The organism is Mangrovimonas xylaniphaga (genome assembly GCF_001280435.1).
Taxonomy (GTDB): Bacteria; Bacteroidota; Bacteroidia; order Flavobacteriales; family Flavobacteriaceae; genus Mangrovimonas_A; species Mangrovimonas_A xylaniphaga.
The window spans coordinates 1,508,261-1,532,694 of sequence record NZ_LBIP01000013.1 but is presented as its reverse complement, the minus strand read 5'-3'; the positions used below and the strand labels follow the sequence as shown (position 1 = coordinate 1,532,694).

Annotated in this window: 17 protein-coding genes; 9 read left to right on the top strand and 8 right to left on the bottom strand. The window is 40.7% G+C overall.

The features are described from left to right. Positions 1 to 44: 44 nt before the first annotated feature. The 3 genes from ZA06_RS06795 to ZA06_RS06780 all read right to left on the bottom strand — a co-directional run bounded on the left by ZA06_RS06795 (position 45) and on the right by ZA06_RS06780 (position 9,781). Positions 45 to 6,887: a choice-of-anchor J domain-containing protein gene (locus tag ZA06_RS06795; protein ID WP_053976622.1), complete on the bottom strand. Its 6,843-nt coding sequence runs from the start codon at positions 6,885 to 6,887 to the stop codon at positions 45 to 47. 164 nt (positions 6,888 to 7,051) lie between these two features. Further along, positions 7,052 to 8,200 carry a tetratricopeptide repeat protein gene (locus ZA06_RS06785; RefSeq protein WP_082331944.1) on the bottom strand — a complete coding sequence of 383 codons (1,149 nt, stop codon included), beginning with the start codon at positions 8,198 to 8,200 and terminating at the stop codon, positions 7,052 to 7,054. A 3-nt stretch (positions 8,201 to 8,203) separates the two neighbouring features. Further along, positions 8,204 to 9,781 carry a helix-turn-helix domain-containing protein gene (locus ZA06_RS06780; RefSeq protein WP_053976619.1) on the bottom strand — a complete coding sequence of 526 codons (1,578 nt, stop codon included), beginning with the start codon at positions 9,779 to 9,781 and terminating at the stop codon, positions 8,204 to 8,206. A 295-nt stretch (positions 9,782 to 10,076) separates the two neighbouring features. Here ZA06_RS06780 and ZA06_RS06775 point away from each other — a divergent pair, with 295 nt between their 5' ends. The 7 genes from ZA06_RS06775 to ZA06_RS06745 all read left to right on the top strand — a co-directional run bounded on the left by ZA06_RS06775 (position 10,077) and on the right by ZA06_RS06745 (position 15,636). Then, positions 10,077 to 10,412: an L-rhamnose mutarotase gene (locus tag ZA06_RS06775; RefSeq protein WP_053976618.1), complete on the top strand. Its 336-nt coding sequence runs from the start codon at positions 10,077 to 10,079 to the stop codon at positions 10,410 to 10,412. Between the two features lie 5 nt (positions 10,413 to 10,417). Next, entirely contained in the window at positions 10,418 to 11,686 is a 1,269-nt protein-coding gene (gene fucP, locus ZA06_RS06770) for an L-fucose:H+ symporter permease (RefSeq protein WP_053976617.1), read from the top strand. A gap of 236 nt (positions 11,687 to 11,922) precedes the next feature. Then, complete coding sequence (locus tag ZA06_RS06765; RefSeq protein ID WP_082331943.1) at positions 11,923 to 12,813, top strand: TraB/GumN family protein; 891 nt, start codon at positions 11,923 to 11,925, stop codon at positions 12,811 to 12,813. Positions 12,814 to 13,092: 279 nt separating this feature from the next. After that, positions 13,093 to 13,611, top strand: a complete 519-nt coding sequence (locus tag ZA06_RS06760; RefSeq protein WP_157503130.1) for a hypothetical protein — start codon at positions 13,093 to 13,095, stop codon at positions 13,609 to 13,611. A 57-nt stretch (positions 13,612 to 13,668) separates the two neighbouring features. Next, on the top strand, positions 13,669 to 14,025 hold the full coding sequence (locus ZA06_RS06755) for a bleomycin resistance protein (protein ID WP_053976615.1): 357 nt from the start codon (positions 13,669 to 13,671) through the stop codon (positions 14,023 to 14,025). A 134-nt stretch (positions 14,026 to 14,159) separates the two neighbouring features. Continuing rightward, positions 14,160 to 14,396 (top strand): hypothetical protein, encoded by a 237-nt coding sequence (locus tag ZA06_RS06750; protein ID WP_157503128.1) that lies wholly within the window; start codon positions 14,160 to 14,162, stop codon positions 14,394 to 14,396. Between the two features lie 352 nt (positions 14,397 to 14,748). Continuing rightward, positions 14,749 to 15,636, top strand: coding sequence for a hypothetical protein (locus ZA06_RS06745; protein ID WP_053976613.1), 888 nt, complete (start codon positions 14,749 to 14,751; stop codon positions 15,634 to 15,636). Between the two features lie 127 nt (positions 15,637 to 15,763). On the opposite strand, the gene ZA06_RS06740 is transcribed toward ZA06_RS06745, so the two are convergent. The 3 genes from ZA06_RS06740 to ZA06_RS06730 all read right to left on the bottom strand — a co-directional run bounded on the left by ZA06_RS06740 (position 15,764) and on the right by ZA06_RS06730 (position 19,345). Further along, entirely contained in the window at positions 15,764 to 16,927 is a 1,164-nt protein-coding gene (locus ZA06_RS06740; RefSeq protein ID WP_053976612.1) for an adenylyltransferase/cytidyltransferase family protein, read from the bottom strand. 178 nt (positions 16,928 to 17,105) lie between these two features. After that, on the bottom strand, positions 17,106 to 18,071 hold the full coding sequence (locus ZA06_RS06735) for a DUF4421 family protein (RefSeq protein WP_240472215.1): 966 nt from the start codon (positions 18,069 to 18,071) through the stop codon (positions 17,106 to 17,108). 170 nt (positions 18,072 to 18,241) lie between these two features. After that, a complete protein-coding gene (locus ZA06_RS06730) occupies positions 18,242 to 19,345 on the bottom strand; it encodes a histidine decarboxylase (RefSeq protein WP_240472214.1) in 1,104 nt (367 codons plus the stop codon). A gap of 149 nt (positions 19,346 to 19,494) precedes the next feature. Between ZA06_RS06730 and ZA06_RS06725 the strand changes: the two genes are divergently transcribed. Together ZA06_RS06725 and ZA06_RS06720 are read left to right on the top strand one after the other, a co-directional pair. Continuing rightward, on the top strand, positions 19,495 to 19,956 hold the full coding sequence (locus tag ZA06_RS06725) for an Lrp/AsnC family transcriptional regulator (protein ID WP_053976610.1): 462 nt from the start codon (positions 19,495 to 19,497) through the stop codon (positions 19,954 to 19,956). Positions 19,957 to 20,090: 134 nt separating this feature from the next. Continuing rightward, positions 20,091 to 22,139, top strand: coding sequence for a M13 family metallopeptidase (locus tag ZA06_RS06720; RefSeq protein ID WP_082331941.1), 2,049 nt, complete (start codon positions 20,091 to 20,093; stop codon positions 22,137 to 22,139). Positions 22,140 to 22,220: 81 nt separating this feature from the next. Here ZA06_RS06720 and ZA06_RS06715 read toward each other — a convergent pair whose 3' ends face one another. After that, positions 22,221 to 22,808, bottom strand: a complete 588-nt coding sequence (locus ZA06_RS06715; protein ID WP_082331940.1) for a FecR family protein — start codon at positions 22,806 to 22,808, stop codon at positions 22,221 to 22,223. A gap of 120 nt (positions 22,809 to 22,928) precedes the next feature. Then, entirely contained in the window at positions 22,929 to 24,395 is a 1,467-nt protein-coding gene (locus tag ZA06_RS06710) for an alpha/beta hydrolase family protein (RefSeq protein ID WP_053976607.1), read from the bottom strand. Between the last annotated feature and the right edge of the window lie 39 nt (positions 24,396 to 24,434).

The window sequence follows — 24,434 nt, the reverse complement described above, 5'->3', positions numbered from 1 at the left end:
GCTATCTGCCGTTTTACAGGCAGACAGCTTGAATTCATTTAGGGTTACTTTGCTCTGTTGATATATACCCAACCAGTTTCATTAGCTCCATCACGGTATTCAATGCTATAGAAGTAAGTACCTGTTGGCAACTCCTCTCCATTCTTGGATTGACCTCCCCATTCCTTAGTATAGTTTCCGCTGAAATTATATACCTCTGTACCATAACGGTTAAATATGTTCAATTTCACAACTTGGAAACCTGTTAGGTCAAACCAATCATTTTTACCATTACCATCAGGTGAAATTCCTTTAGGAATCTCTCCACAAGAGAATTTTTCAACCGTATAGCCTGCTGCGGTACTACATCCACCAAGAGTCACTGTTACCGTGAATTGGGTTGGTACCGTCGCATCCATATGGCTCATTGCATATTCAGTGACGTCCAATATGTTTGAATTATCCCCAACTACTTCTCCATTAGCATCCGTCCAAACATAATTAACCTCATCTGGGTTATAAGCATCACTCACTGGAGCTGCCGTTAACGTAATGTGAGCATCGATACAGTCTTCAGAAATTTCAGAAGTCAAGTTCTCTAGAATGGTAATAGTGTAAGTGCTCATACCTCCCAACAAACACATATCGGCATCTTCCACAATTTCATAAGTGATGGTGTACTCACCAGGCGTACTAGCTGCAACATTGATTTCTCCTGTCTCGGCATTGATATCCAATCCTGCTTGAGAGCTGAAACTTCCACCCAAAGTGAATGCTTCAGACAATACCGGCATTACCGATCCGCTATCTGGACAGTAAACATCCTCATAGGTGAAATCTGTAGTTGGATCTACAATCTCATTTACTTCCACCACAATTTCAGAACGAGGTCCTTCACAACCATTGGCATCCAAATAGCCAACATAGTAAGACGTAGTTCCTGCTACAGATGTATCCGGTGTCGGCGCTTCAGCAGAACCTATACCGCCCACTTCTTCTGTGTACCATAACAAAGTATAGTCTCCTTCAATAGTTGCACTTAATTGTTCTGCCACTGCACCTACGCAGTACATGATTGGAGACTCTACCCCTGGATAATCAGGAATACCATCGTACTCCACAGTTATCATATCATCACAATAACGGGTTCTCCAAATGAAGGTATAAGTTCCCGGCACTGTAAATCCACTAACGGTTACCTGTCTAGAACTAGCATCAGAGAACAATACTGGCCCAGGGTTCTCTTCAGATATCCAGGTTCCAGTTCCTTCTGCACTCATTTGAATACTTGGGTCTGTACAATCCAGTAAATCGGTTTGCAAGGAATTGATACTATTATTCGCCACAAAATTAAGAGCATCCAAAGTAGTAGATATTGCGGAATTTTTAGGTCTGAAAATAAAGCGAGTTGTAGATTGTCCTTCTGGAACAAAATAAGTCCCTGTATAAGTTGACCAACGTCCAGGATAAGCTGTCTCTTCTCGAATATTCACAAACGGCCCTTCCGGAGGTCCGGCAAACAACTGCACGTCGCTAGCGGTAGCCATTACTCCTGCCTTCCCAGCCGCAAAACTATAATACATCTGTGTAATCTCTGAAGTGTCAAAATCTCTATAAAGTCCTGCAATATTAGGGTCTCTTGGATCATAATCCCCATACTCTGGATCCAATATGATAAACTGTCCTCCTTCAGCTGGGTCTATCTCGGCCCAGTTAAAAATAGCTCCTTGATAAAAAAGAGTTCCCTCTTCTCCATTTGGTCTACTCATACTCCAACCTGGTATCAAAGCCTGATCATAGTTGGTCCAAGCAGAGAAGGCACGAGGTATGGCCGGTGACTCAAATCCAAAATTAGGCGCATTCATAGCACACAGGTCCTCTGGTGTGGTAGCACATAATTTAAAGGTTCTAGTGCTTATTTCAGGTGCAGTTAAGCTCAATCGTAACTTATAATTGTCGCCTACCACCAACTCGGTACTATAGCTCGCCACAAAAAGGTTGTCATAGGTACAGCCCATTTCTTCCAAACTGCCATCGGCCAATTCCTTGTACATGGTCATGGTAATATGCGGGATAGCTTCAATTGTATCTGTAAAACCATGATGCAAATCTGCATTCCCTTCAAAGCCATCAATCATAAACACCTGTACTCTAGATTCGGCGGTAAATTCAAACCAAATATCAGATACTGGAGCCTCGCCACAAGACAGTACTTCTGGAGATAAAGTCGCATTTCTAAAACTAACATCTACTACCGCTTCTTCACAATCTTCTCCGGAATTAACAGGAATGCTTACGGCTGTAGACACATCGTCTCCTATAGCAAAGTCATAAGGACCAGACCAATTGCTAGTATCTCCTTCACCACAAATAGCTCTTACAAAATATTCATAAGTCCCTACATTATCCAACTCAAAATCATCTGCGGTTGGCACATAAGAAGGCGTATTTACAATAGTTCCAGATTGTGGAAGAGTATTATTGTCTAAGGGCTGTAGCGCCACTTCCCATTGGGTTTCATCCCCACCAGGCGTCCATGACAATTCCGCAGCACCATTCGCCGTTAAATCTGTAGGCTGCGGACAGCTCACATCGCCACATGCTGCCACTCCTGTATAGAAAAACGCACGAGGTGTAGGTCCTAAGATATTAGCGACTTCTTGCCCTTGATAATCCTTTATTGTTATCTCGTATTCTGCATATTGGGTAGTTTCATAACCAACAGTTTCAAAAAACAATGAGTATTCTACCCCGTTACATAAAAAGACAGTATACTCTGGGGCAGCATTGTCACCATTGTAAAACATCATCCTTTGTATCATCACCCCATTTTGGTACAAATCGATACTGGCAGAGGTAAAATATTCGTGATGCTTATCTACAGTAATTTTGTATTCACAAACATTGCTTAAATCGCACATGGTAACCACTTCAACAGGAATTGACCATTCACTCTTATCGGTATCGCTACAAATAGCACGCACATACACTTCATACTTGCTTGCTGGAATCAAGCCTGTAACATCAAATGGATTGGAATCTGCAATATAAGAATAGGCTGGGTCTACATCACCGGTTGGAGCAGGTTCACCATAAGGCAATACCGCAATTTCCCATGAAGTCTCAGTGCCACTAGTATCCCATCCTATAGTAAAACCTTCATCAATAATAGGATTGATAGTTACGTTATAAGGCTGTGGACAACTAGGAATGTCCTCAACAATTACATAATCCACAAAAATTGATTGGTTTGTAACATTATTATTTGGAACATAAAATCCAAAATTAACCGCTGCTGGCGCAGAAACAGGTACCTCCAAAACCATTTCTTGATAATGCAAGGTCTCATCAAAACCATCCACATCGGAATCATACATAAGCGTTCCATTAAGTAATGAATTGGCATCTGCTCCAGTTGTGGACATATAGATTTCTAAAACCTCATTATACCCTGCAAATAATACACTATGGAAAAAACGCAAACGCTGCCCTGGTTTTACATTAAGGGTAGGTGATACTAACCAAGAGTTAGCACGTGATGCTGAATTTACAGCAGCGGTTTGATCTCCTTCATAAGGCGCTCTTGTACTATTGGTTACCCAACCACTACCAATAGTAGACCAACAAGGTCTTGTTGTAGAATCTGAGTTAAAGGTTTCTACAAATGGGGTATCTATAGCATTACAAGACGTTGTAAAGGTAATTGGCCCCAACCATCCACTACTAGAATCCCCACAAGAGGCCTGTACATAGGCTTCATAGGTTGTTCCTGGCTCTAGATCTGTAGCGGTATACGTTGGTTCGTCACGTACCGTTTCCGCAGTATTAGTTGGCAAACCAGTTCCTGAAGGTTGCACAGCAACATTCCAAACAGATTCTCCTGCTCCAGCGTTCCAAGTAACCTGTGCCGACGTACCAGTAATATTACTTACAGCTAAATTGGAAGGTCTTGGACATCTTTCTGCCGCTTCAATACTTACATTATCTAAATGTAAATGAGAGAAACCATTTTCTGCATCAAATGCTGGCGGTACTCTAAAGGCAATATATACCGTTCCACTAGATTCAAAATTAATAGTTTTTGTTTCAAAAGCGGTATTGGTGATTTCAAAATAGGGCTCCAGTACTGTAAAGCTAGCAGGATTATTGTCTGTTGTAGAAATCAAGACTTCCATTCCAAATCTGTTTCCGGAAAATGCCGCACTCTTCAAGGCCATATAATCAAACTCCAGTTTATTAAAACCAGTATTCACGTTGATAGCAGGCGATATAAACCAATCATCAAAAGCAGATGGAGGCGCAAAGATAGACGTTTGAATAGCCGCTTTATCTGCCAAGGTTGCCCATTGAGCATTATCGCCATTGGCATTAACAACAGACCAACAGAATTTATAACTATCAGCATCACCATCGTTAAAAGTTTCAAAATACGGTACTGGTATTACAAAGGTGTCACAAGTCGTCGTAAACGCTAATGGCCCTATCCATTCACTGTTACCTTTATCGCCACAATTGGCTCTTACATAGTATTCGTAACGCGTTGCTGGCAATAAATCTTCCACCGTATATGGGTTTTGATCTGTAATCACCCCTGGCTGAGTAACATCTCCAGGCAATGTAGGCACACCAGCACCAGGTGCTTGCACTACCACTTCCCATTCCGTTTCACTTTCACCAGCCGTCCAAGACAACTCTACAGACGTATCTTGAATAGCGCCTACAGCCAATGCAGAAGGATTTGGACATTGAGGAATAGTCTCCACCAAAATATCATCAATGGATAATCTAGTAGCCTCCTCAGCAGGGTTAGGCGTTACTACCCAAGCAATATTTACCTCCCCTTCTATAACAGGCAACTCAATTACTACAGTCTCCCATTGATTATTTGTAGAAATCGCAGTTTCTGGGTAAATCTCTGTGGTAAAGTTATTAGGCCCTATTCCTGTTGTAGATAGCTTGATGGAATAAGTAGAGGTTCCATTAGTAGCTCTATGCTTATAAGTCAAACGCTTAGGCAGCGCATCAAAACTCAAACGCGGAGAGGAATAGATATCATTATTATTCCCTGGAGTATCCAAGGTTGGAAGCGTTGGGTATCCCGTAAGATAACCCCACTGGAACCTATCCTTATTCAAATTGAGACTATACCAACAAGGTTCTGGGTTAGTGGATGTCGCTCCTGTAAAGTCTTCGAAAAACGGTAATGTATTGGTTACACATTGCGTGGTAAAGGTATATGGATTGGACCATTCTCCTGTAGTAGTTCCGTCACAAATAGATCTTACATAAAAATCGTAAGTAGTACCAGCCACAAGTCCTGTATCGATTAGGTTCCCTGTGTTTGTAGATGTAGATACAATCCCTGTAGTAGGCACTGGATCTCCCGTCGGCACCACGGCATATTCCCAAGAATTGGCAAAGCCACCAATATTTTCCCAAGACATGGCTACACTGGTCGCCGTTAAGTCCTCATAGGTAATTCCTGTAGGAGTAGGACACGAAGAGGCTCTCATTTCAAAAGTAAAACAGATTCCTGCACCAGGACTTAAATTGGAAGACACCACTATTATATAAGTTTTCCCTGCTTCTGCCAAGAAACCTTCTATAGAAGTTTCCTCCTGACCTGTAGCAGTATAAGCACCCGCCATACAGCTTACCCCAACATCATCACAGCTTTCATATATCAATACGGAAGACCCTTTATTATAGCAGTTTTCACTAGCTATTTGTTCTTTAGGAACACTTTGGAAAATAGAGACCAAGCCATCTTCTTCTGGCGTATAGGACATAAACAACTTGTCTCCTTTCAAGAAATTCCACGTATCTGGTGCTCCAGTCACACAGTTACTTCCCTGCGTATCATTAACAACAAATGGATTCCCATAATTGCTCAAGTTGTCCTCTACAATATATGGTTCCGTCAAATCTGATGGTATCACAATGGCACTGTCACAAGACAATCCAGATTTTACAGTTTCAAAACTTACAGGATCGCTCCATTCACTCCCCGTACCATTATCACAAACCGCCTGTACATATACATTGTAAACAACTTCAGACACCAAGTCTGTAAACGTATAAGAGTTTCCATTTACAGGAACACCAACACCATTTGGAAATGCCCCTTCAGGAACAATTTCAACATTAAAATTGGAAGCAGAAGGATGCGTCCAGGTTACTTCGGCTTCGTTGGTAGTAATATTAGTCATGGTAATATTAGCTGCCGGGATCTCATCACAACCTTGCAAGACCGCAACATCATCAATAAACCACTCGTCTCCCGTAGGAACAGCCCCATTTTGATTATTGACAGCTACAAAAGCAAAGTATACCTCTGCATTAGCCAAAGTAGACAAGTCTATTACCTTATGTTCATATTCTGTCTGAGAACCTTCATTTAAATTGGTTTCCGAATAAGTCTTCACAGAAGTACTAAATCCATAAATATCTAGATCTTCAGCTGTGGACACCCTAATTTGGTAAGTAGTACCATAATCAACATCACTTCCTTGCTTAGTGTAGAAATGTAATTCACCATTTGTAGGGACCGTAAACCTAGGTGTTACCAAATAATATTCGGCAGTACTACCATCCCCAATATTATCGGCACTTGGATTTACAGACACCGCATTACTGTCTAAATATCCATCTGAGGTTGCCCCCCATTGGGTAGTACCTACTTCATTATCTAAAAGCGTCCATGTTGCAGGCACACCGCTTTCAAATGATTCATTTGCTAATTGTGAAAATCCTTTCATAGAAAAAAGGACAAACACTCCTATCGTAAATAGGAATTTTAGCTTTCCTTTCAAAAGGGGTATTCCGGTGAATGCATTAGCATCCACACGAAAATCTCTTTTCAAAAAGAAAGCGGTCTTTGCTACATTAGATTGTAACTTGTTTTTCATCGTTTGCAATTTCAGTTAGTATTTCTGCTCTAAAACTATACATAAATATAACATATATATAAGTATAGGTTTTAATATTTACTGAAATTCGAAAGGACAAAACCTCAAACAAACAATTGACAAACAACAAAATACCCTTAAAACAACCCAATCTTAAGGAATTGTTAAGATTTCCTTTGTTGAAGTTTCTCAACCTGCTTTTTGAGGGCTTTAATTCGGGATTTTTGCTTTATTTCCATAAAAACAATGACTACCAGAAGTAGAAATCCAGTCACCAAAATAGCCTTTACATTAAATGAAAAATGGGATTGGATTGCGTCAATTTGAGCATCTTTAAGACGATCATTTTCTTGGATGGCATCACTAATGGAATTCCTTTCGGACAGCTCAATTTCATCTTTTGTCGCTAAAAAATGGTTGTAGTAAACTTGGTATTGTTCCCAATCGTCCAGAGCCAAATAGTTTTCAAAAAGTCCCTGGTAAATACCTTGGTTCAATACTAAGTCGCCAACATCTTTGGATTGGTTGAGGGCATTTTGCAATAAATCGATAGCCTCTTGATACCTTCCTTCTCGCAAATAGACTTCCGCCAATCCCTTTTGTGCAAAAGACACCAAACTATTAGCTCCTTTAGCGCTAGCTAAAGTGATAGATCGTCTGTAACTCTCCTTTGCTTCTTCGTATTGAGACAAAGTAGTATAGCAATTCCCTTTATTGTAGTAGGCAATGCTCAAATTCGTTTCGTAAAAAAGCCCCTTTGCCTCATATTCCTTGATGCCCTTGTCAAAAAAATTTAAGGCAATATCACAACTCAAGTTTTCTCTATAGATAAATCCTTTTACAATATAAGTCTTAGCCAAAAAGGTTCGTACCGAATCTCTCACAGGATAGGCCAAACAGGCCTTTTCGGTTTTGTCCAAAAACTCTATAGACTTATCATAGATACTCATCTGTTGGTACAGAATACCCGTCCTAGATAAAATCTCAATTGCCAATAGTGGATCATTTACCTGTTCCATCAATTCGTTTGCCATCGAGATATACTCCAAGGCCTTTTGATAATCGCGTTTGGAAGAATAAGCTGAAGACACCAAAGCCAAAGCTTTGATCCTAATATTTATTTTATTTGCTTCATCCTGATAAACTTCTAAGCCAAATTCAATACAACTCTCGGGGTCCTCATAAATCTGATTGGTCTTTAAGGCAATCAAATCTTCCAGATCCTTATCACTTAAAGCATTCTGCGCATAACCTTGCAGCATCCCAAATAGGACCAACATATAAAAACCCAAAAGCCATTTCCTGATGTCCATAATCTAGTTGTTGCTTAATTCTTCGTTACGCTCTTCCCTTAACAAATTGATATAGGTTGCCGGTGGCATACCTACAATAGACTTAAATACCGTAGCAAAACTACTGTGCGACGAAAAGCCACACTCATCAGCCAACACACTTATTTTATAATTGATATAGTTAGGGTCTGCCTTCAACTTCTCAATAATATAGTTAATGCGCAGCTTATTGATAAAAGTATTAAAGTTGTCATTATAATGCTTATTGATAATTTCCGACAAATACTTGGTATTGGTTTCAAACTGCCCGGCCAATACTGCTATAGACATATCCTTACTCAAGAACTTTCGGGAATTCTGGAACTTCTTCAATTTGGACAAAATTGCCTTTTCCGTGTCCTCTGGAATCACCAACTTTTTGGCCGCTTTGCGTTTGGCAGGTTTAATTTTGGCCAAATTGGTATGGTTGATTTCCAAATACCGAATGATTTCTCCCAAACGTCTCTTTTTAAAATAACTTTTCAGCAATACCAATAAGCCAATACCAATAACCAGCAAAAAAACACCTACCGCCATATAGATATATTCTGCATACCTATTTTTTGTAGCTTCAATAACTGCCTCGTTTTCCTTTCCTATTAAATTATACAAAGCATTTACCGCTTCACGTTCCTTGATTTCAACCTCCTTGTTCAACAGCAAAAACTCATAATTATAAACTTTGTGCTGATTGTTCTGACCCGCCGAAAGGTAATTGAGCCCCAACTCTTGATTAATTTCTTTCAACAAAGAACGGTTATCCAAAATTTCGGCAAACTTTAAAGCTACAAACAAGGTTTCCTCACTTTTTCTAAACGCCCCCAATTTATGGTATAGCGTCCCGAGAGCTTTAAAGGCTACCGCCTTACTATATAAATTATTACTATTGGATTGGTCTATCAAATGCATGGCCTTGTTCGCTTCAGCCATAGCAGTTTGATAATTTGCCGATTGCTGCAAAGCAGTCTCCTTGGCCAAATAAAAATCAATGTAATCTGCAGGTGAACTCTTTAGGAAGTCACCAAACTCCTGTTCCATCTGGTCCAAAAGCCCTAAAACTTTTGCCCTATCATCAGCAGCTTTAAAGTCCAACTGTTCCAATTGCAACCTAAATTGCAAGGAATCCTTAGTTGTTTCGGAAGTTACCTCATCAATCCAATTGGAGGTATGTTCGCTATAGGTAGGAATGGCACCTTGCAATTGCAATTCATGTAGTAACTTCACCTTAAACACGCCTATGGCCGCCCTATCCTTGTAGTTGTTTTTTGGCACTTGAGCACTCGCCTTAAACAGCCAGTCGGCAGCTTGTTTATACTCGCCTTTTACCCAATAGCACTTGGCCAAAAGAAGTCCCATTTGTGCCTGAATCTCATCATCATTCTCATGACTTTTTATGATGACCTCGGCAATTTTAATGGCTTCCTCAGGGTTGGAATACACCAATTCATTGGCCTTAAGCTGCAAATCATCGGCTTGGGCATACAGAGCAGCAGCCTCCGTAACACCCCACGAAAGCCCAAGGGCAAAGGTGATGGCATAAAGGCGTTTAAAACACAAATTCATTGGCTTGCGTAGTCTGATCTGTTACTAATTAATTGAGGTGCGCTACAAATATAGCTTTAAAAACATAATTTCTACCATCTGTTTACACCGACTATCTAATATGATTATTCTTACATAAGCCACTAGGCTTTTCACAGCCCATTGTTACTGAGGTTTTCCTTTTCTACTTTTCAAAAAATAAAAATATACACCCTCCTCACCCATTCCTTTCAAAAAGCACTTTTTTGTAGATGACTTTCATTTTATACTATCTTTATCGGCACAAGCACTACGGACAATTATTATAACGCCATCCATGACCTATTGTTTTACCTTGGATTTACAACCTGACCCAGAACTTATTGCCGAATATGAACATTGGCATTCCCCACAAAAAATAAAACCTGAAATAGTTGCGGGTCTACGCAACATTGGCATAGAGGACATGCAAATTTTCCGATGGAACACCCGTATGTGCATGGTCGTAACCGTACCCGATAGCTTCAACTGGGAAGCCCAAATGGCTAAACTAGCAGAAATGCCTGGACAACGGGAATGGGAACTCCTTATGGACGCCTACCAACAGCGCCTCACCAATGGCGACGAAAAATGGCTTGAAATGACCCCAATTTTTAAACTTACCGATTGCTAACTCACATGAATAACACCACCAACGGGCCTGTTGTAGCGCCCAAATATTTATTACCATTTATTTTATTGTCCCTTTGCTTTATGGGCTGGGGTATTGCCAACAATTTAACGGATCCTCTAGTAAGAGTTTTTAAGGCGGTGTTTGGAAACCTTACCACTTTTCAAGCCTCCCTCATCCAGTTTACCTTCTACTTTGGGTATTTCTGTATGGCCATACCAGGCGCCCTTATCTCACGAAAATATTCCTATAAAACTGGAGTATTGGTAGGCCTAGGACTATATGTGGTGGGCTGCTTTTTACTATACCCTTCTACTTTGTTGCAGGAGTTTGTATTCTTTTGCCTGTCCTATTACATTTTAGCCTGTGGGCTTGGCATCTTAGAGACCAATGCTAACCCCTACATGCTTAGTTTAGGCCCTAAAGACACCGCCACAAAGCGCTTGAACCTTGCCCAATCCTTCAACCCTGTGGGTTCAGTAATTGGAGTACTGATGTGCCAAATCATGATTATGGCTAAAATGCCTTTGGATGCCGAAGGCAACATTTTGATAAAGGCCTCACAAATTCAGGAAACACTTAACATTGTTATTTTCCCCTACCTCTCGGTGGCCGGCGTATTGGTATTGGTGTGGATTTTAATTGCCGCTACCAAGATGCCAAAAGAGGCTAGCCCCGATAAAAAAGTACGCATGAGGCAAACATTTTTGAAACTATTTAAACAAAAGAACTATCGCTTTGCCGTGATTGCCCAATTTTTCTATGTGGGTGCACAAATTTCAGTGTGGACTTATACCAACTTTTACATTCCTGAAGAGCTGGCCACCACACAGGAAATGGCGCTGCAGTACCATACTTTGGCCCTCATTCTCTTTGGAGTGTTCCGTTGGATCTTTACCGCTCTTATGCAACGTTTCCGTCCAGAAAGTCTGTTATTGGTATCGGCAATTATCGCGTCAATCCTTACCTTGAATGTGATCTTTATTGGTGGCCTTATAGGTGTGACCTCGCTAATTGGAATCTCGGCCTTTATGAGTTTGATGTTCCCTACCATTTTCGGGATGGGCTGCGAAGGGCTTGACGAGGACGAAACCAAGGTAGGCTCCTCAGGCCTTATCATGGCCATCTTGGGTGGGGCGGTATTAACTCCCGCACAAGGTGGGCTTCTTGATATTTTTGGAACGGCCTATTCCTACCTTATCCCTTTAATTTGTTTTATAGTGATTGGGACCTATGCGTGGTATTATAAGGGATTGGAGAAGGCAAGCAACATATAAAACATATATTTAAACCTCTATGGAATAGACATCCCTGTAGGCGTCTATAGGTGACATTAAAATTCCCCCTTTGAAGGGGGATTAAAGGGAATGTCCTTTAAAAAACCAATGAACCTACAAGATTACTTCCATAGGCACCATTCAAAATGCCGGTTCCTATCATATATTTATCTATCTTAGGAGTTAGTCACAGAAATCAACAAAACACATTTCGTTAAAACAACTTGGTTTACTGCATGAAACACCCCTTCTCCATTTCGCTTTTTATTTGCTTGATGCTATTACCGTGGTACCTTTTAGGCCAAGTACAGCCTAATGCCAAGACCCCTTACACCGCCACCATCCTCTTTAAGGTCACCCACCCCAAGAACCAACAAGTATCCTATCTCTTTGGTACGCACCACGCCTTCGGCAAATCGTTTTTTGATTCGCTCGCAACAGCCAATAAAGCATTGGCCTCCTGCAATGTACTCATTAAGGAAAACTTGAACCTTCCAGGACAAATGGCTCAGGACATCATTAATGCCCGCAGCAGCAGCACACCATGGAATTCCTATTTAAGCAAAGACGACCTCAATTTTATAAATACCCTTTTTGCCAACAGCCCTACCAAATTCCACAAAATGACGCCTACGGAACTTTATGTATTTCTGAACAGGCATTTTAAAGAGCAAGTATGCCAGAGCAAAGACAGCACAGACACACACCTGTCCCTAGACGACTATATTGGCACCAAAGCCCAAAACCTCCAGCTTAAGCTGATAGGCCTAGAAACAACCGAGGCCCAAATTGCCCTTATCAACAAAGATGTAAAAGGCATGCCAAAAAAAGTGCACAAAAAACGATTGGCCAACATAATTGCCAAGCTAAAAGAGACAAACCCTAACAACTGCCAAGAAACCGATTGGTACCGCCAAATGGATATAGATTACCAATTCCATACACCTTGCCAAAACAGTTTGATCCTCGCAGATAGAAATCAGGCATGGCTTGCAAGCATCAACCCGCTTTTGGAAACCAACAATTGTTTTATTGCTGTTGGGCTAAGCCACTTAATGTACCAATGCGGCCTTATTGTAAAACTGCAAAACCTTGGGTATACCATAACCCCTATTTCATTAAAATAAGCGTTCCACCTACACTTGCCCACCTATTAAAAGCTGAGGAAATCACAAATCAAAGTGTATCTCAATCAATTACATAAGTTTCAGTGCAAAAATTATCGGATTTCACAGTCTTAAAAGATATATCCCTTTATATTTATAAGAAGAAAAAACTGATACTTACTTATGAAAATTGCTCTTATACTTTTACTTGCCCTAAGTTGCCAAACCTCAATAAACTATAATTTTGATTACCGCTTAGAGTACGAAATAAAAAACAACTTTCCAAACTCAATTGAAAACGTGAGTTATTACATAAACAGCAGGGACAATAGCTATTATGCAGATATCCGCAACGATTCAAATAAAAGAAATCAATTATATTTTAAAGACCAAGATAAACTAACAGGTCGCGTAACCTTGGATGGCGATTACAAAAAATTAAGTTCGCTAGTAATACCTAAAAACTTCACACACCCATATGACAACATCTATGAAAAAAAAGCAAAAAAATATGTAATTGAAAATTTAAACGATACCATTATCAACAACAAAAGTTGCCCTAGAGTAATTTTCAAAATGAACAATGCCCAACAAGCTAACAAAAACAAACTTTCCTGCCATATATTCGTCATCGACACTAGCACACCAATACAACCTTTTATAGCTCACCCAACCCTTTTTAACATTTGGAACCTTCATAAAAATGTACCTAAAGGCTTAATTATAGAAAAGCAAGTTTACAACAATGACGGAAAACTATCTTATGTAGAAAAACTAAAAAAAGTAACCCCCATAAATTTTCATCTATTAATAAAATAAGGATCTTATTAACATACAACCCTCGTTTAAACAAAAAACTTTAAATATGACTACGCTATGCTCACCGCCATAAACCCAAAATTGCCAATGCGGGACAAGTCCGCAACCAAGGCTTTTTATATTGGCCTACTGGGCTTTAAGGAATTTGGAGCCGAAGACTATGAAGGCTACCTAATGTTGGAAAAGGACCAGATACAGTTGCACTTCTTTGCCTTTAAAGATTTGGATCCCGCCCACAACTATGGGCAGGTATACATTCGTACCACACAAATAGATACGCTTTACCAAACCTGGCTAGCCAAAGGTGTACAAATACACCCCAACAGCCCATTGATGACCAAACCTTGGGGACAGCGTGAGTTTGCCCTGTTAGACCCCGACAACAACCTGTTGACCTTTGGGGAAACTCTATAATGCTTTTGGAAGGGAGCCGCAACCTGATGCCCAATAAATTAAATGTGCTTTACAGGCTTTAAATAACCGAACATTTCAAGATCACATTCCCCTATCAAGGGAATGTGATGAAATATTTTAAAAAAAGAAAAAAAATGAAAAAAGCACTAAAAATAATTGCCACAATCTCAATTGTACTATTTGGAATTCTATGGATCACTAGTAAATTCAACTTTTTAACTGAATATAATTCTATCGATATTAGAAACCTATTTGTAATTATTTATTTGCTTACAAGCCTAAAATATTTTCAGATAGAGGTTAAAGACAAAAATGCTGAAATTCAAAATTTGAAGTTAAAACTGGAAAAAGCAAAGAATAGCACATCATAAATCGAACACCTAAACACTATCCTCGTTAAAATGTGTACTAATTATTGTTAGATTGTCAAAAAAAACACTTAACAACAATTACAAAAGACACAAGTAAATTCCCCTTTAAGGGGGATTTCCACCTACAACCCTATTTAACAAACACTCTATATTACAGCAACACCTTTCTTCCAACAGGGATACGCAAAGCAGCTCCTACAGCCTTTTCAGACAATGTATTCAAGGAAGCATTTCCATGGCAATAGCAAACCTCCATTACTACAATTATCATTGTTTTTGTAAGAAAATAATGTAAATTAGTGGTCCCAATAAGCCAATAACAGCTAGCTACTAAGAATTTAACCTATAAAACATGAAAACCAAACAACGATTTGGCCTCATAGCACTAGGATTGACCCTCAGTGCCTGCCAGTTTAACCAGTCTGTCAACAAAGATTTAATCACCGGAGCGTATTCTAGAGGCAATGGCATAGGCACTTCTGACATTAGTATCGAGATCAACGGCACCATCGACAACAGAAACAGCTTTATTGATGGCGAAAAGATCAATCTAATCTTCAATGATGTTACAGGCCTAAACAAAGAAGATGGCAAAGCCTTCCCCGGCATGTCCATGCTGGTGGTAAAAAATGCCACAGACACCATTTTAAACCACACCGACTTGTTTGCCGATTTAAAAGACGGCACCGACTTTTCCCCACTAATGCTTCAGGCCAATTTTATGGCAGCGCTGCCACACGGAAACAACGAAACATACAAGGCTTTCCTAAAAATTTGGGATAAAAAAGGTACGGGTACGTTTGAATACGAGCTACCTTTTTCGGTTTCCAAAAATGAGATTTTAGAAATCAGTGAAAACCACATACAGTACTCAGACATCTACTTATGGGATGATACAGACAAATTGGTGGTTGTAGACGAAAGCTTAAATGTTAAAAACAAATTCGTTTTAATATTGGAAGGTCTTGAAGGATTTAAAGAAGTGGAAGGTAAAGTACATCCAGCCCTCTCCATTGAATTTACAGACTCAAAAGGCACCCCTATTATACGTAATGAAAATATCTTGGAAGCATACACCCTTGAAGGCATAGACGCTACTCAATTCAGGGAGAACCAACTACCTATTACCTTAAGTTTTACCCCTGGACAACTTAACAACCCCTTCCAATTGAAAGCCTCCCTTTCTGATCTCAATTCAGACAGCTCCTTATACATTACTTCTGAATTGATCTTGAAATAAGGTTACAAAACACATATGATTTTTAAAAAAGGGCTAGTGAAATACTAGCCCTTTTTTATATCAGTTTAATATGATGAACAAATAGATGTTTATACAATTTTGGAAGAATTCTTAACATTTTCCTATCCTACAACGACGCCTTTCTCCTAATGTTAATACGCATGGTATCTTCTATAGGAGTTTCAGATACCAAGATCAGGTAACCACCGCCACCGGCACCGGCAAGTTTCCAAGCAAGCGCTTTGTCATTGTATTTGGCAATTTCCTTGTTCACCCGTTCGTTTACCATGGCTGGGAACATAGCCGTCTGCGCGTTAAAGGATTTTAGGAATCCTTCAGCAAACGCCTTAAGGTCGCGTTGTTTGATGGCCTCCCAAACGGCATCGGCAGCCTCTGACAGGGCCTTTACATTGGTTTCGTCTATGTAGGTCTCATTCAGCAAATCGAGATCCTTTTCACGTGGCCAAAGCAGCACCATATAGATGTGCTCTTCCAACCAAGACAACGTTGCTTCATCGTGAATAGATTCAAACTTTAGGGGCCAATAAGCGTTATCATAATAATGTCTTACCAAACCGGGCATACAGATTCCTATGGCATCCTGCGCACCGGAAATAAGGGTAGAACCCGGCGTATTTTCAAACTTAAAGAGAATTTCCGCCAGCTTTTCAGGCTTCTCCAAAGGCAAGTAATAAGGCCATATCTTTTTGGCGGCATTACGCGTAGAAGTAGACATCCCGCAGCGCTCGTTATACTCTACAATAGGTTCCAAAGATACCGTCAAGGCCCATCCTGGGTGATATTTGGACACATAGGGCTGGTCTATCCAAGTGCCCGCCAAATCAATTCGGTATGGCAAGGAACAATGTCCATTGGTACGGATAGCCGTGGTAGAGCGTTCCGGCAAACCTGCATCAGGAGTACGGCGTAACACGTGAAGCTCTATATTCAGCTCGTTGCACAGTTCTTCCTTCGCTGGCGAAAAGCCGTCCTCATTCACCACAAAAAAATCGGGCTGCAACTGCCTAAGATCTTTTTCAAAATCCATCATCCCAGACCCTGAGTTCACAAAGGCTTCCTTCACATATTTTACTGCATTAATCATATACAGACGCTCCTGCTCCGAATTGATGGTATGACGCCCCTTTAATTCCTGAATGGTACTGTCCGAGCCAATGCCCACATACAAATCGCCAAAAGAAGCGGCTTCCTTAAAAAATGCAATATGCCCGCTATGCAGCATATCGAAACATCCCGATACAAATACCTTTTTATTATTGGTTGCACTCATAGGTCTAGTCCCTTATAGGGTTTTGAATTTTGGTGTTAAGAGCTGGCAAGTTATTTTATTTAGGCCAGTTTGGCAAGCCAGACAAGTAGTGTTTTAGGGTACTTTTGATCTATTTAGGAAACCCCAGACTTTGAGAAACCCTTAACTATTTCAAGACAAACCACCTCAAGAAAAGCCGCTACATATTCAACTTATAACCAAATGACAATTTCGCCATAGAAAGGTTGAACTTATAATTATGTCCAAAATCCAAGGAATTGGCATAAATACCCGTTTCATACATCAAGTTAATGTAAAAGCGCTTCACATTATAGCTTAAAGCCACACTCGCATCCAATTTATACAACAAGGGCATAGAACCACTACGGCTACCGTCTTCCAAAGTCACCCTATTGTTCATTAGGGCAATCCCAGGCATTAAATTACAGGTGGCAATCATATTATCAGGAAGTATAAAAGCGCTCATTACCCCTGCCAAAAACCCAAGGGCACGTCCACTATAGCGTTTTACTCCCTGTACATCTTCATAATACAACCCTACACTTTCCGGAAAAATGGAACCATCCGAATCAAAATAATCGAACATCACAAAAGAACCGATTCCACCTGTGATATACACATCTTTGTTTCGGGTAGGCAACCCTGCTTTCAATAAGGAATAAGAAAACTCAATATCTGTGAACGTGTAAAGATGATTGAATCCAACCGTTCTAGATTTGATATCAAACCGAAATTCTTTGGGTTCGTCAAAACTGTTCTTTACATTATAACCATTATAAATCTGCAAGTAAGCATTGATGTAATTCCGCTTTTTAAAAATGATGGTACCTTGGGCATCAAATCGGTTGGTTACCTCTTCCTTGCCATTTTTAATATTAATGGCCAGATCCAACAACACCTTGCTATTGGCCACGCCAACCCCAACCCCATAACGGTTTTTAGGAACGTACCTAGTCTTAAAATCTTCATTGGAAATCTTAAAACGCTTCACCTTATAGTTGGAAAACAAGCGAAGGGAATAGTTTTCAGGATTGTGGTCTATAAACAGAGAGTCTATCGCTTTACGGAATTTAGTTCTTTGCCCCTGCGCATGAAACGCAAAGGATAGCAATACAACAACAAGCAAAAAATAGCTTCGTCTCAAGGGATCAAGATCAATTAAAAGGTATTCCCTCAAAGGTAGCATAACGCAAGGACGCACACAATAGCTGAATAGCAACTAATGTTCTCCAACAAAAAACCTCTTCCTAATTGCACAAAGAATCAAGAAGAGGTTTGCATAAAGGGCTCCTTTGCAGGTCATTATGACTAATATTAACTAGCTTTCAATCTCTCAAATTGCAAATCTTTGATAAAGGCATCAATTTGTGCCTTTTGAAGTCCTGGCACACAAATAACGTGGGCGATAGCACCTTCTGAAGCCAATTGATAATGTTTACACAGCACCTCCGAAGGTTTTTCCAACACAACCGTAAGGGCATCGTTGTTCCGCCATGCCTTTACGCCGATAGCTTTCAACTGTAGTTCGGTATAAGCCGCCAACTCCTGACATTCTTTGACCCGCTTAGCCAAACCGTCCTTTCCAAACTTGTTAATGACATGCCACATAAATAGGGGTGTCAATCCATTCCTGGAACCAGTAATCGTGGTATCCATAGTCCCAACATAGGAAATGGAATTGGCAATTCGGTTACGGTGCTGACGCTTTACAAGCACGACACCACAAGGTATGGGCCCTCCCAAAAACTTATGTCCTGAAATGGCGATACTATCCACGCCTTCAGAAAAATCAAACTTTGGCTTGGGCTCCACAAAAGGGGCAATGCTTCCTAAAAAGGCCGCATCACAATGGATGTAATAATCCTTGATGGCATACTGGCGAATAATGCGTTTTACCTCATCCAACTGGTCTACAGCCTCCGTCATGGTAGTCCCAATATTCAAAAAGAAAATGGCAGGCAAATCACGACGCAACATCACCGATTGCTCTAAATCCTGATAATCGATCTCACCATTCTCCTGGCTGCGAATCACAATATTTTTAAGATTCAGCAAATGCAAATTCTTTTTAACACTGTAGTGCGTAGACTCGCTATAGTAAACCACGGCATTGGGAAAACGCTCCCTTGCCAGGTACAACCCATATAAATTACCTTCAGTCCCGCCATTGGTCACATAACCCCACACCTCCTCCATATTAGAGGAAAGAATGTCGGCAAAAAAAGCAATACACTCCTTTTCAACATCCTTGGTATCGATGGCCAAAGTAGAAGGTGCCTCGGGATCACCAACATTATTTAAACACACATCCAAAAAAGGAGCAAACTCTTGAAAGGAAAAATCTTTTGCCAATGGATAACCCAAAAAGTTTTGGGTACTATTGGAAATCCTATTCAACACATCATCTATTCTATTCATAATCATTATTTTCTGATGCAAAGGTATCATTAAAGTAATTATTCATACATAGCAATTCATTTTCAGAATATTATACCACAAAAGACAATATTCAAAGTATTTTTTATCTGGTTTTCACTAAATTATGTCCTCATATAAAAATATATTCCATGATACGCCTAGATGATATTGACCGCATGCTCATAAATGACCTTCAAAACGACAGCAAACAATCCATAAAACAGCTAGCAGAAAAGGTCAACCTCTCCATTACCCCCGTTCACGAACGCCTTAAAAAAATTGAAGCTAGTGGGATTATTCAAAAATACGTGGCTATAGTAGACCCCGAATTGGCAGAGAAAAACCTCATTGTATACTGTCAGGTTACCCTCGTAAAACATCAAGGCTCCGATTTTGAAAAATTTGAAGCCTACATAGACGCTTTGGATGATGTTTTGGAAGTGTATTATATTGCAGGAAACTACGATCTTTTATTAAAAATTCTATTGAAGGATATGAAGGCTTACGAAGAACTCATTTTACAGAACATGTCCAGATTGGACATCATTTCGCATATTCAAAGTTCTTTTGTGATCAGACAGATTAAAAACGAAACGAAAATAAAATTGTAGTCACAGAAAGACTAAAATAATTACAACACCAAATTGTTCCATACACTTTTAAAAACCTTATATTTAACCTCCTGAACTACAAAACACTACACTGTTTGGTTTCTTAAAAAATTGTCCAACCTAAAATGCGACTTATGAAATCAAAAATCAACCTTTCAATAGCAATCCTTGGCACCCTGCTGTTGATGACCAACTGTAAAACCGACGTCAAAGAAACTGCTTCAGAAACGGAGCCCCTAAAATCAGGAGTCCTTAAGGAATATATGGACACCTCCGTAAAACCCGGAGATGACTTTATGGCCTATGTGAATGGGAAGTGGATCAAAAACACCGAAATTCCCGCCGACAAATCCTCTTATGGCATTGGTTATATTGTACATGAAGAAGCCGAAGAAAATGTTAAGACCATCATTGAAGAAGCGGCCAACAATGGATTTACTCTAGGATCTGACGAACAAAAAGTAGGCGACCTTTACAAATCCTACATGGATATGGACACCCGAAACAATTTGGGAGTTACTCCACTGCAAAGCGAATTTGATAAAGTAGACGCCATCACCAACTATGACGAATTGGCCACCTATTTTGCCTACGCCAATAAATTTGACATTAGTGTTCCTTTAGGGCTTTTCGTCTACCAAGACTTAAAAAACCCTACCATTTACACGGTCTACACCTGGCAATCGGGTTTAGGGCTTCCTGACCGCGAATACTACCTCAACAATGATGCGCGCTCCAAAGACATCCGTACCAAATATGTAACGCATATTGCCAAAATGTTTGAGCTGGCAGACTTGCCTAATGGAAAAGAAGCTTCGGAGGCTATCATGGCCCTGGAAACCAAACTGGCCACCAAACACATGGAAAAGGAAAAAACCAGAGACTTGGTAAATTTATACAACATGTTCCCTATGGACACTTTAGCCAACATCATGCCCAATTTTAATTGGTCTGGGTATTTGGAGGAAGCTGGCATCCAAAATGAAAAAAATTTGGGAGTGCTCATGTTGGATTACACAAAGGCCCTAGACCACATTATCACCTCAACCAGTCTCGATACTTGGAAAACCTATTTAAAATGGGGCATTATCAATCGGAATGCCTCTCGTTTGAATGAAGACATGGACAAACAAAACTTTGCCTTTTACAGTACCGAATTAAACGGCACCCCTAAACAACGTCCTTTATGGCGAAGAGGCGTATCAACCGTAAACAATACCATTGGGGAAGTAGTAGGTAAAGTGTATGTGAAAAAACATTTTTCGCCCGAGGCCAAAGTAAAAATGGAAACCTTGGTTGCCAATCTTCTCAAAGCCTACAAAGAAAGCATTACCGAATTGGATTGGATGAGCCCCGACACAAAAAAAGAGGCCTTGGATAAATTGAGTAAGTTCCGACCAAAAATTGGGTATCCAAACAAATGGAAAACCTATGATATCGAGATCAAAGCAGACGATATTTTCGGCAATTTACATCGTGCCGCCCTTATGGAATACAACAGGGAATTGGCCAAACTCGGGCAACCCATAGACAAAACCGAATGGAACATGACCCCGCAAACGGTCAACGCCTATTACAACCCAACCCTAAATGAAATAGTCTTTCCCGCCGCCATCTTACAGCCGCCTTTTTTTGATATGGAAGCTGAAGATGCTGTCAACTACGGTGCCATCGGTGCGGTTATAGGCCACGAAATAGGACATGGTTTTGACGACATGGGAAGCACTTTCGACGGAGACGGCGCCATGCGTAATTGGTGGACCGATCAGGACAAGGAAGAGTTTAAAAAGCGTACTGCAAACTTGGTCGCCCAATACAACACCTTTGAAGCCTTACCGGATGTATTTGTTAATGGTGAATTTACCCTAGGCGAAAACATTGGTGATCTTGGCGGTCTATCCATTGCTTTAAAAGCCTACCATATCTCTTTAGATGGTAAAGAGGCTCCTGTATTGGATGGCTTTACTGGAAATCAACGTGTCTTTCTAGGCTATGCACAGTCCTGGAGAAACAAAATGAGAGATGAAGCCTTACGCATGCAAATAAACACCGACGAACACTCGCCTGCCAACTATCGTGTAAATGGCATCGTGAGAAACGTTCCTGAGTTTTACACGGCATTCAACGTACAGCCAGCAGATTCTTTATACCTAGCCCCTGAAGAGCGGGTTAAAATTTGGTAGACCGTTTAGCCTTTTTGATTTTAAAGACGAATATACTTCCATGCTTCTGTTCTCAAAGAACAGGGCAGGAATGTATGGTGTTTACCCAATCTTCTTAAGCTCCTTCTTGAGCTGTTTACCAAACTTGCGAGACTCCTTTTGCAGTTGCTTACCGCCCTTTTTCAATTCTTTTTTTAAGGCCCTCAAATCTTTAGAAAGTTGCTTGGTCCAGTGTTGGTGTTTAAATTCTGCCTTGCCCATTTCAACACCCTTCTTAACGTCCTTCACAAAAGCCTTTTGACCACGCTTCACGTCTTTTACTACTTGACTTGTTTTTAATTGCACAACGCCTTTTTCCACTTCCACTTCCAAAGATTCTACTGTGGCTTTTACATTAAACTCCGTTCCCAATACCTCAACCATACCATATTCAGTAGTTACCGTAAACGGCACCGCGCCCTTCTCCACAATATAAAACACTTCTCCTGTTTGGGTAATGGCTCGCTCCTCAAATCCCTCATCATAACTAATAGAGCTATCACTGTTCAACAAGGCAATGGACCCATCGGGCAAACTCACTAGCTCCAATTCATCTGCATTGGTTTTGATGGCCTTGTTGCAAGACTGCAATAAAAAAGCCAACACACATAATGATAAAAGAATTCGTTTGGTGGAGAAATAAGTTTCCATAAGCTAAGTAAATTTAAGAGATGATAGGGGGTTATCTTCAAAAGGGTAAAAACTAATCCTACCCTTTCATTTCGACCTAAAAATAAACAAACCCCAATAACTTTTCAGTCTAAAAACAACTTATCGTGCTTCCCCTCCCTCATAAACCTCCATTTCCAACAAGTCATAAATAGCACCAAGCTTTTCAGGCTCAGTATCGGGTAACTGCTTTAAATGGGCATCAAAAAAAGACGTGACTAGTGAACTGGTTATCTCCATGCCTTCATAAGGATTGATAGTTCCAGTGCCAGCCAGCGCAGGCACGGGCACCATAAATGGAATGTCCATAAAATTGGGATGTCCGGACTGCAGGAGTTTGCATTCATAAAACAAATCGTGACTCTTATGCGCATACACATGGGCATTGATATCTTCATGCTCTGCAGGCCAATCGGCAGAAAGATAGAGATATGGCACATGATAACAGCTATCAATCATGGTCCCCCACTGAATCCCATCCAAATTGGCCGCTGCCTTTATGCGCTTGTCGTTCATAGCCACTTTCCCTGCCGCACCACCACCTACCGAATGCCCAAAAGCCCCAAGCCGTTCCAAATCCAAAGCTTCTTTTAGTGGCCCTTTGGCATTCCATTCCTCCAATAAATCTATGGTGCCTATCATATCCTGAGCCCAACGCTCTTGAATAGCGCCTTCAAAATAATCCTTGATAGCCTCCCTAACAATAGGATGCCGTTCCTCATAACGCAATCCTTGTTTAAAGGCGTTGGCAATCGGTTCTATAGTCGCCATGGCATTGGCCGAAATCCTTCTTTGATAATCATAGTCAAAAGAAGCAGAGTGCCCATCGGGAAAGCCCACCCCCAAACTTTCATAAGTATGGTTCATATTCACAACAACATATCCTTGACTGGCCAGCTCCGTCAACAAGGCATAATACCCTGAGGCCTTAGAGCCATACCCATGCGAAAACAACAACACAGGAAAGCGTCCATGGGCCACCGAAATCCCCGGATACACATAGGTCTGCACCTTATCCAAATAATCCAAGGCCGCTGGCGGCAAGCCGTATTTGGTAGCAAACCCCGCCCTGCTTGCTTTGTCCACATAAGGCTCTGATTTCATATTCGTGATATCCACCTCACTGGGGTACCAAATCTTATACAACAGTTCCCTTTTATCATTGGGGTCTTCGGTAATCACTTCGTCCCTATCGGTCTGCTCATAAATCAAAGCCGTTCCAACTTGATAGGGTCCTCTCGGTTCAGGTAATGAAAACACCGGCAATACCATAGGCAGCCCCCATCCTATTACCAACAACAAACACAACAAAACATACCCAAGCCCTCGAAACCACGAGAACTTTACAGAGGCAAAACCATCCACCGCCTTAAGTCGCCACGCCACAAGAACCAACAACACATAGGCCGGGAGCATTTGCCAGCGCCACCCTTCCACAATCAAGTGCAAGGCCAACAACACACATAAAAACAACAAGAGATAATCGGCATAGATTCGGCGCAGCAAAGGACGCTTCACAAAAGGCAATAGGGTGGCTGCCGCCAACAGGAGGATTTCAAAAATGCTCATAAACAATAAAGGATCTCTAATTAAAACAAAATGAAGACA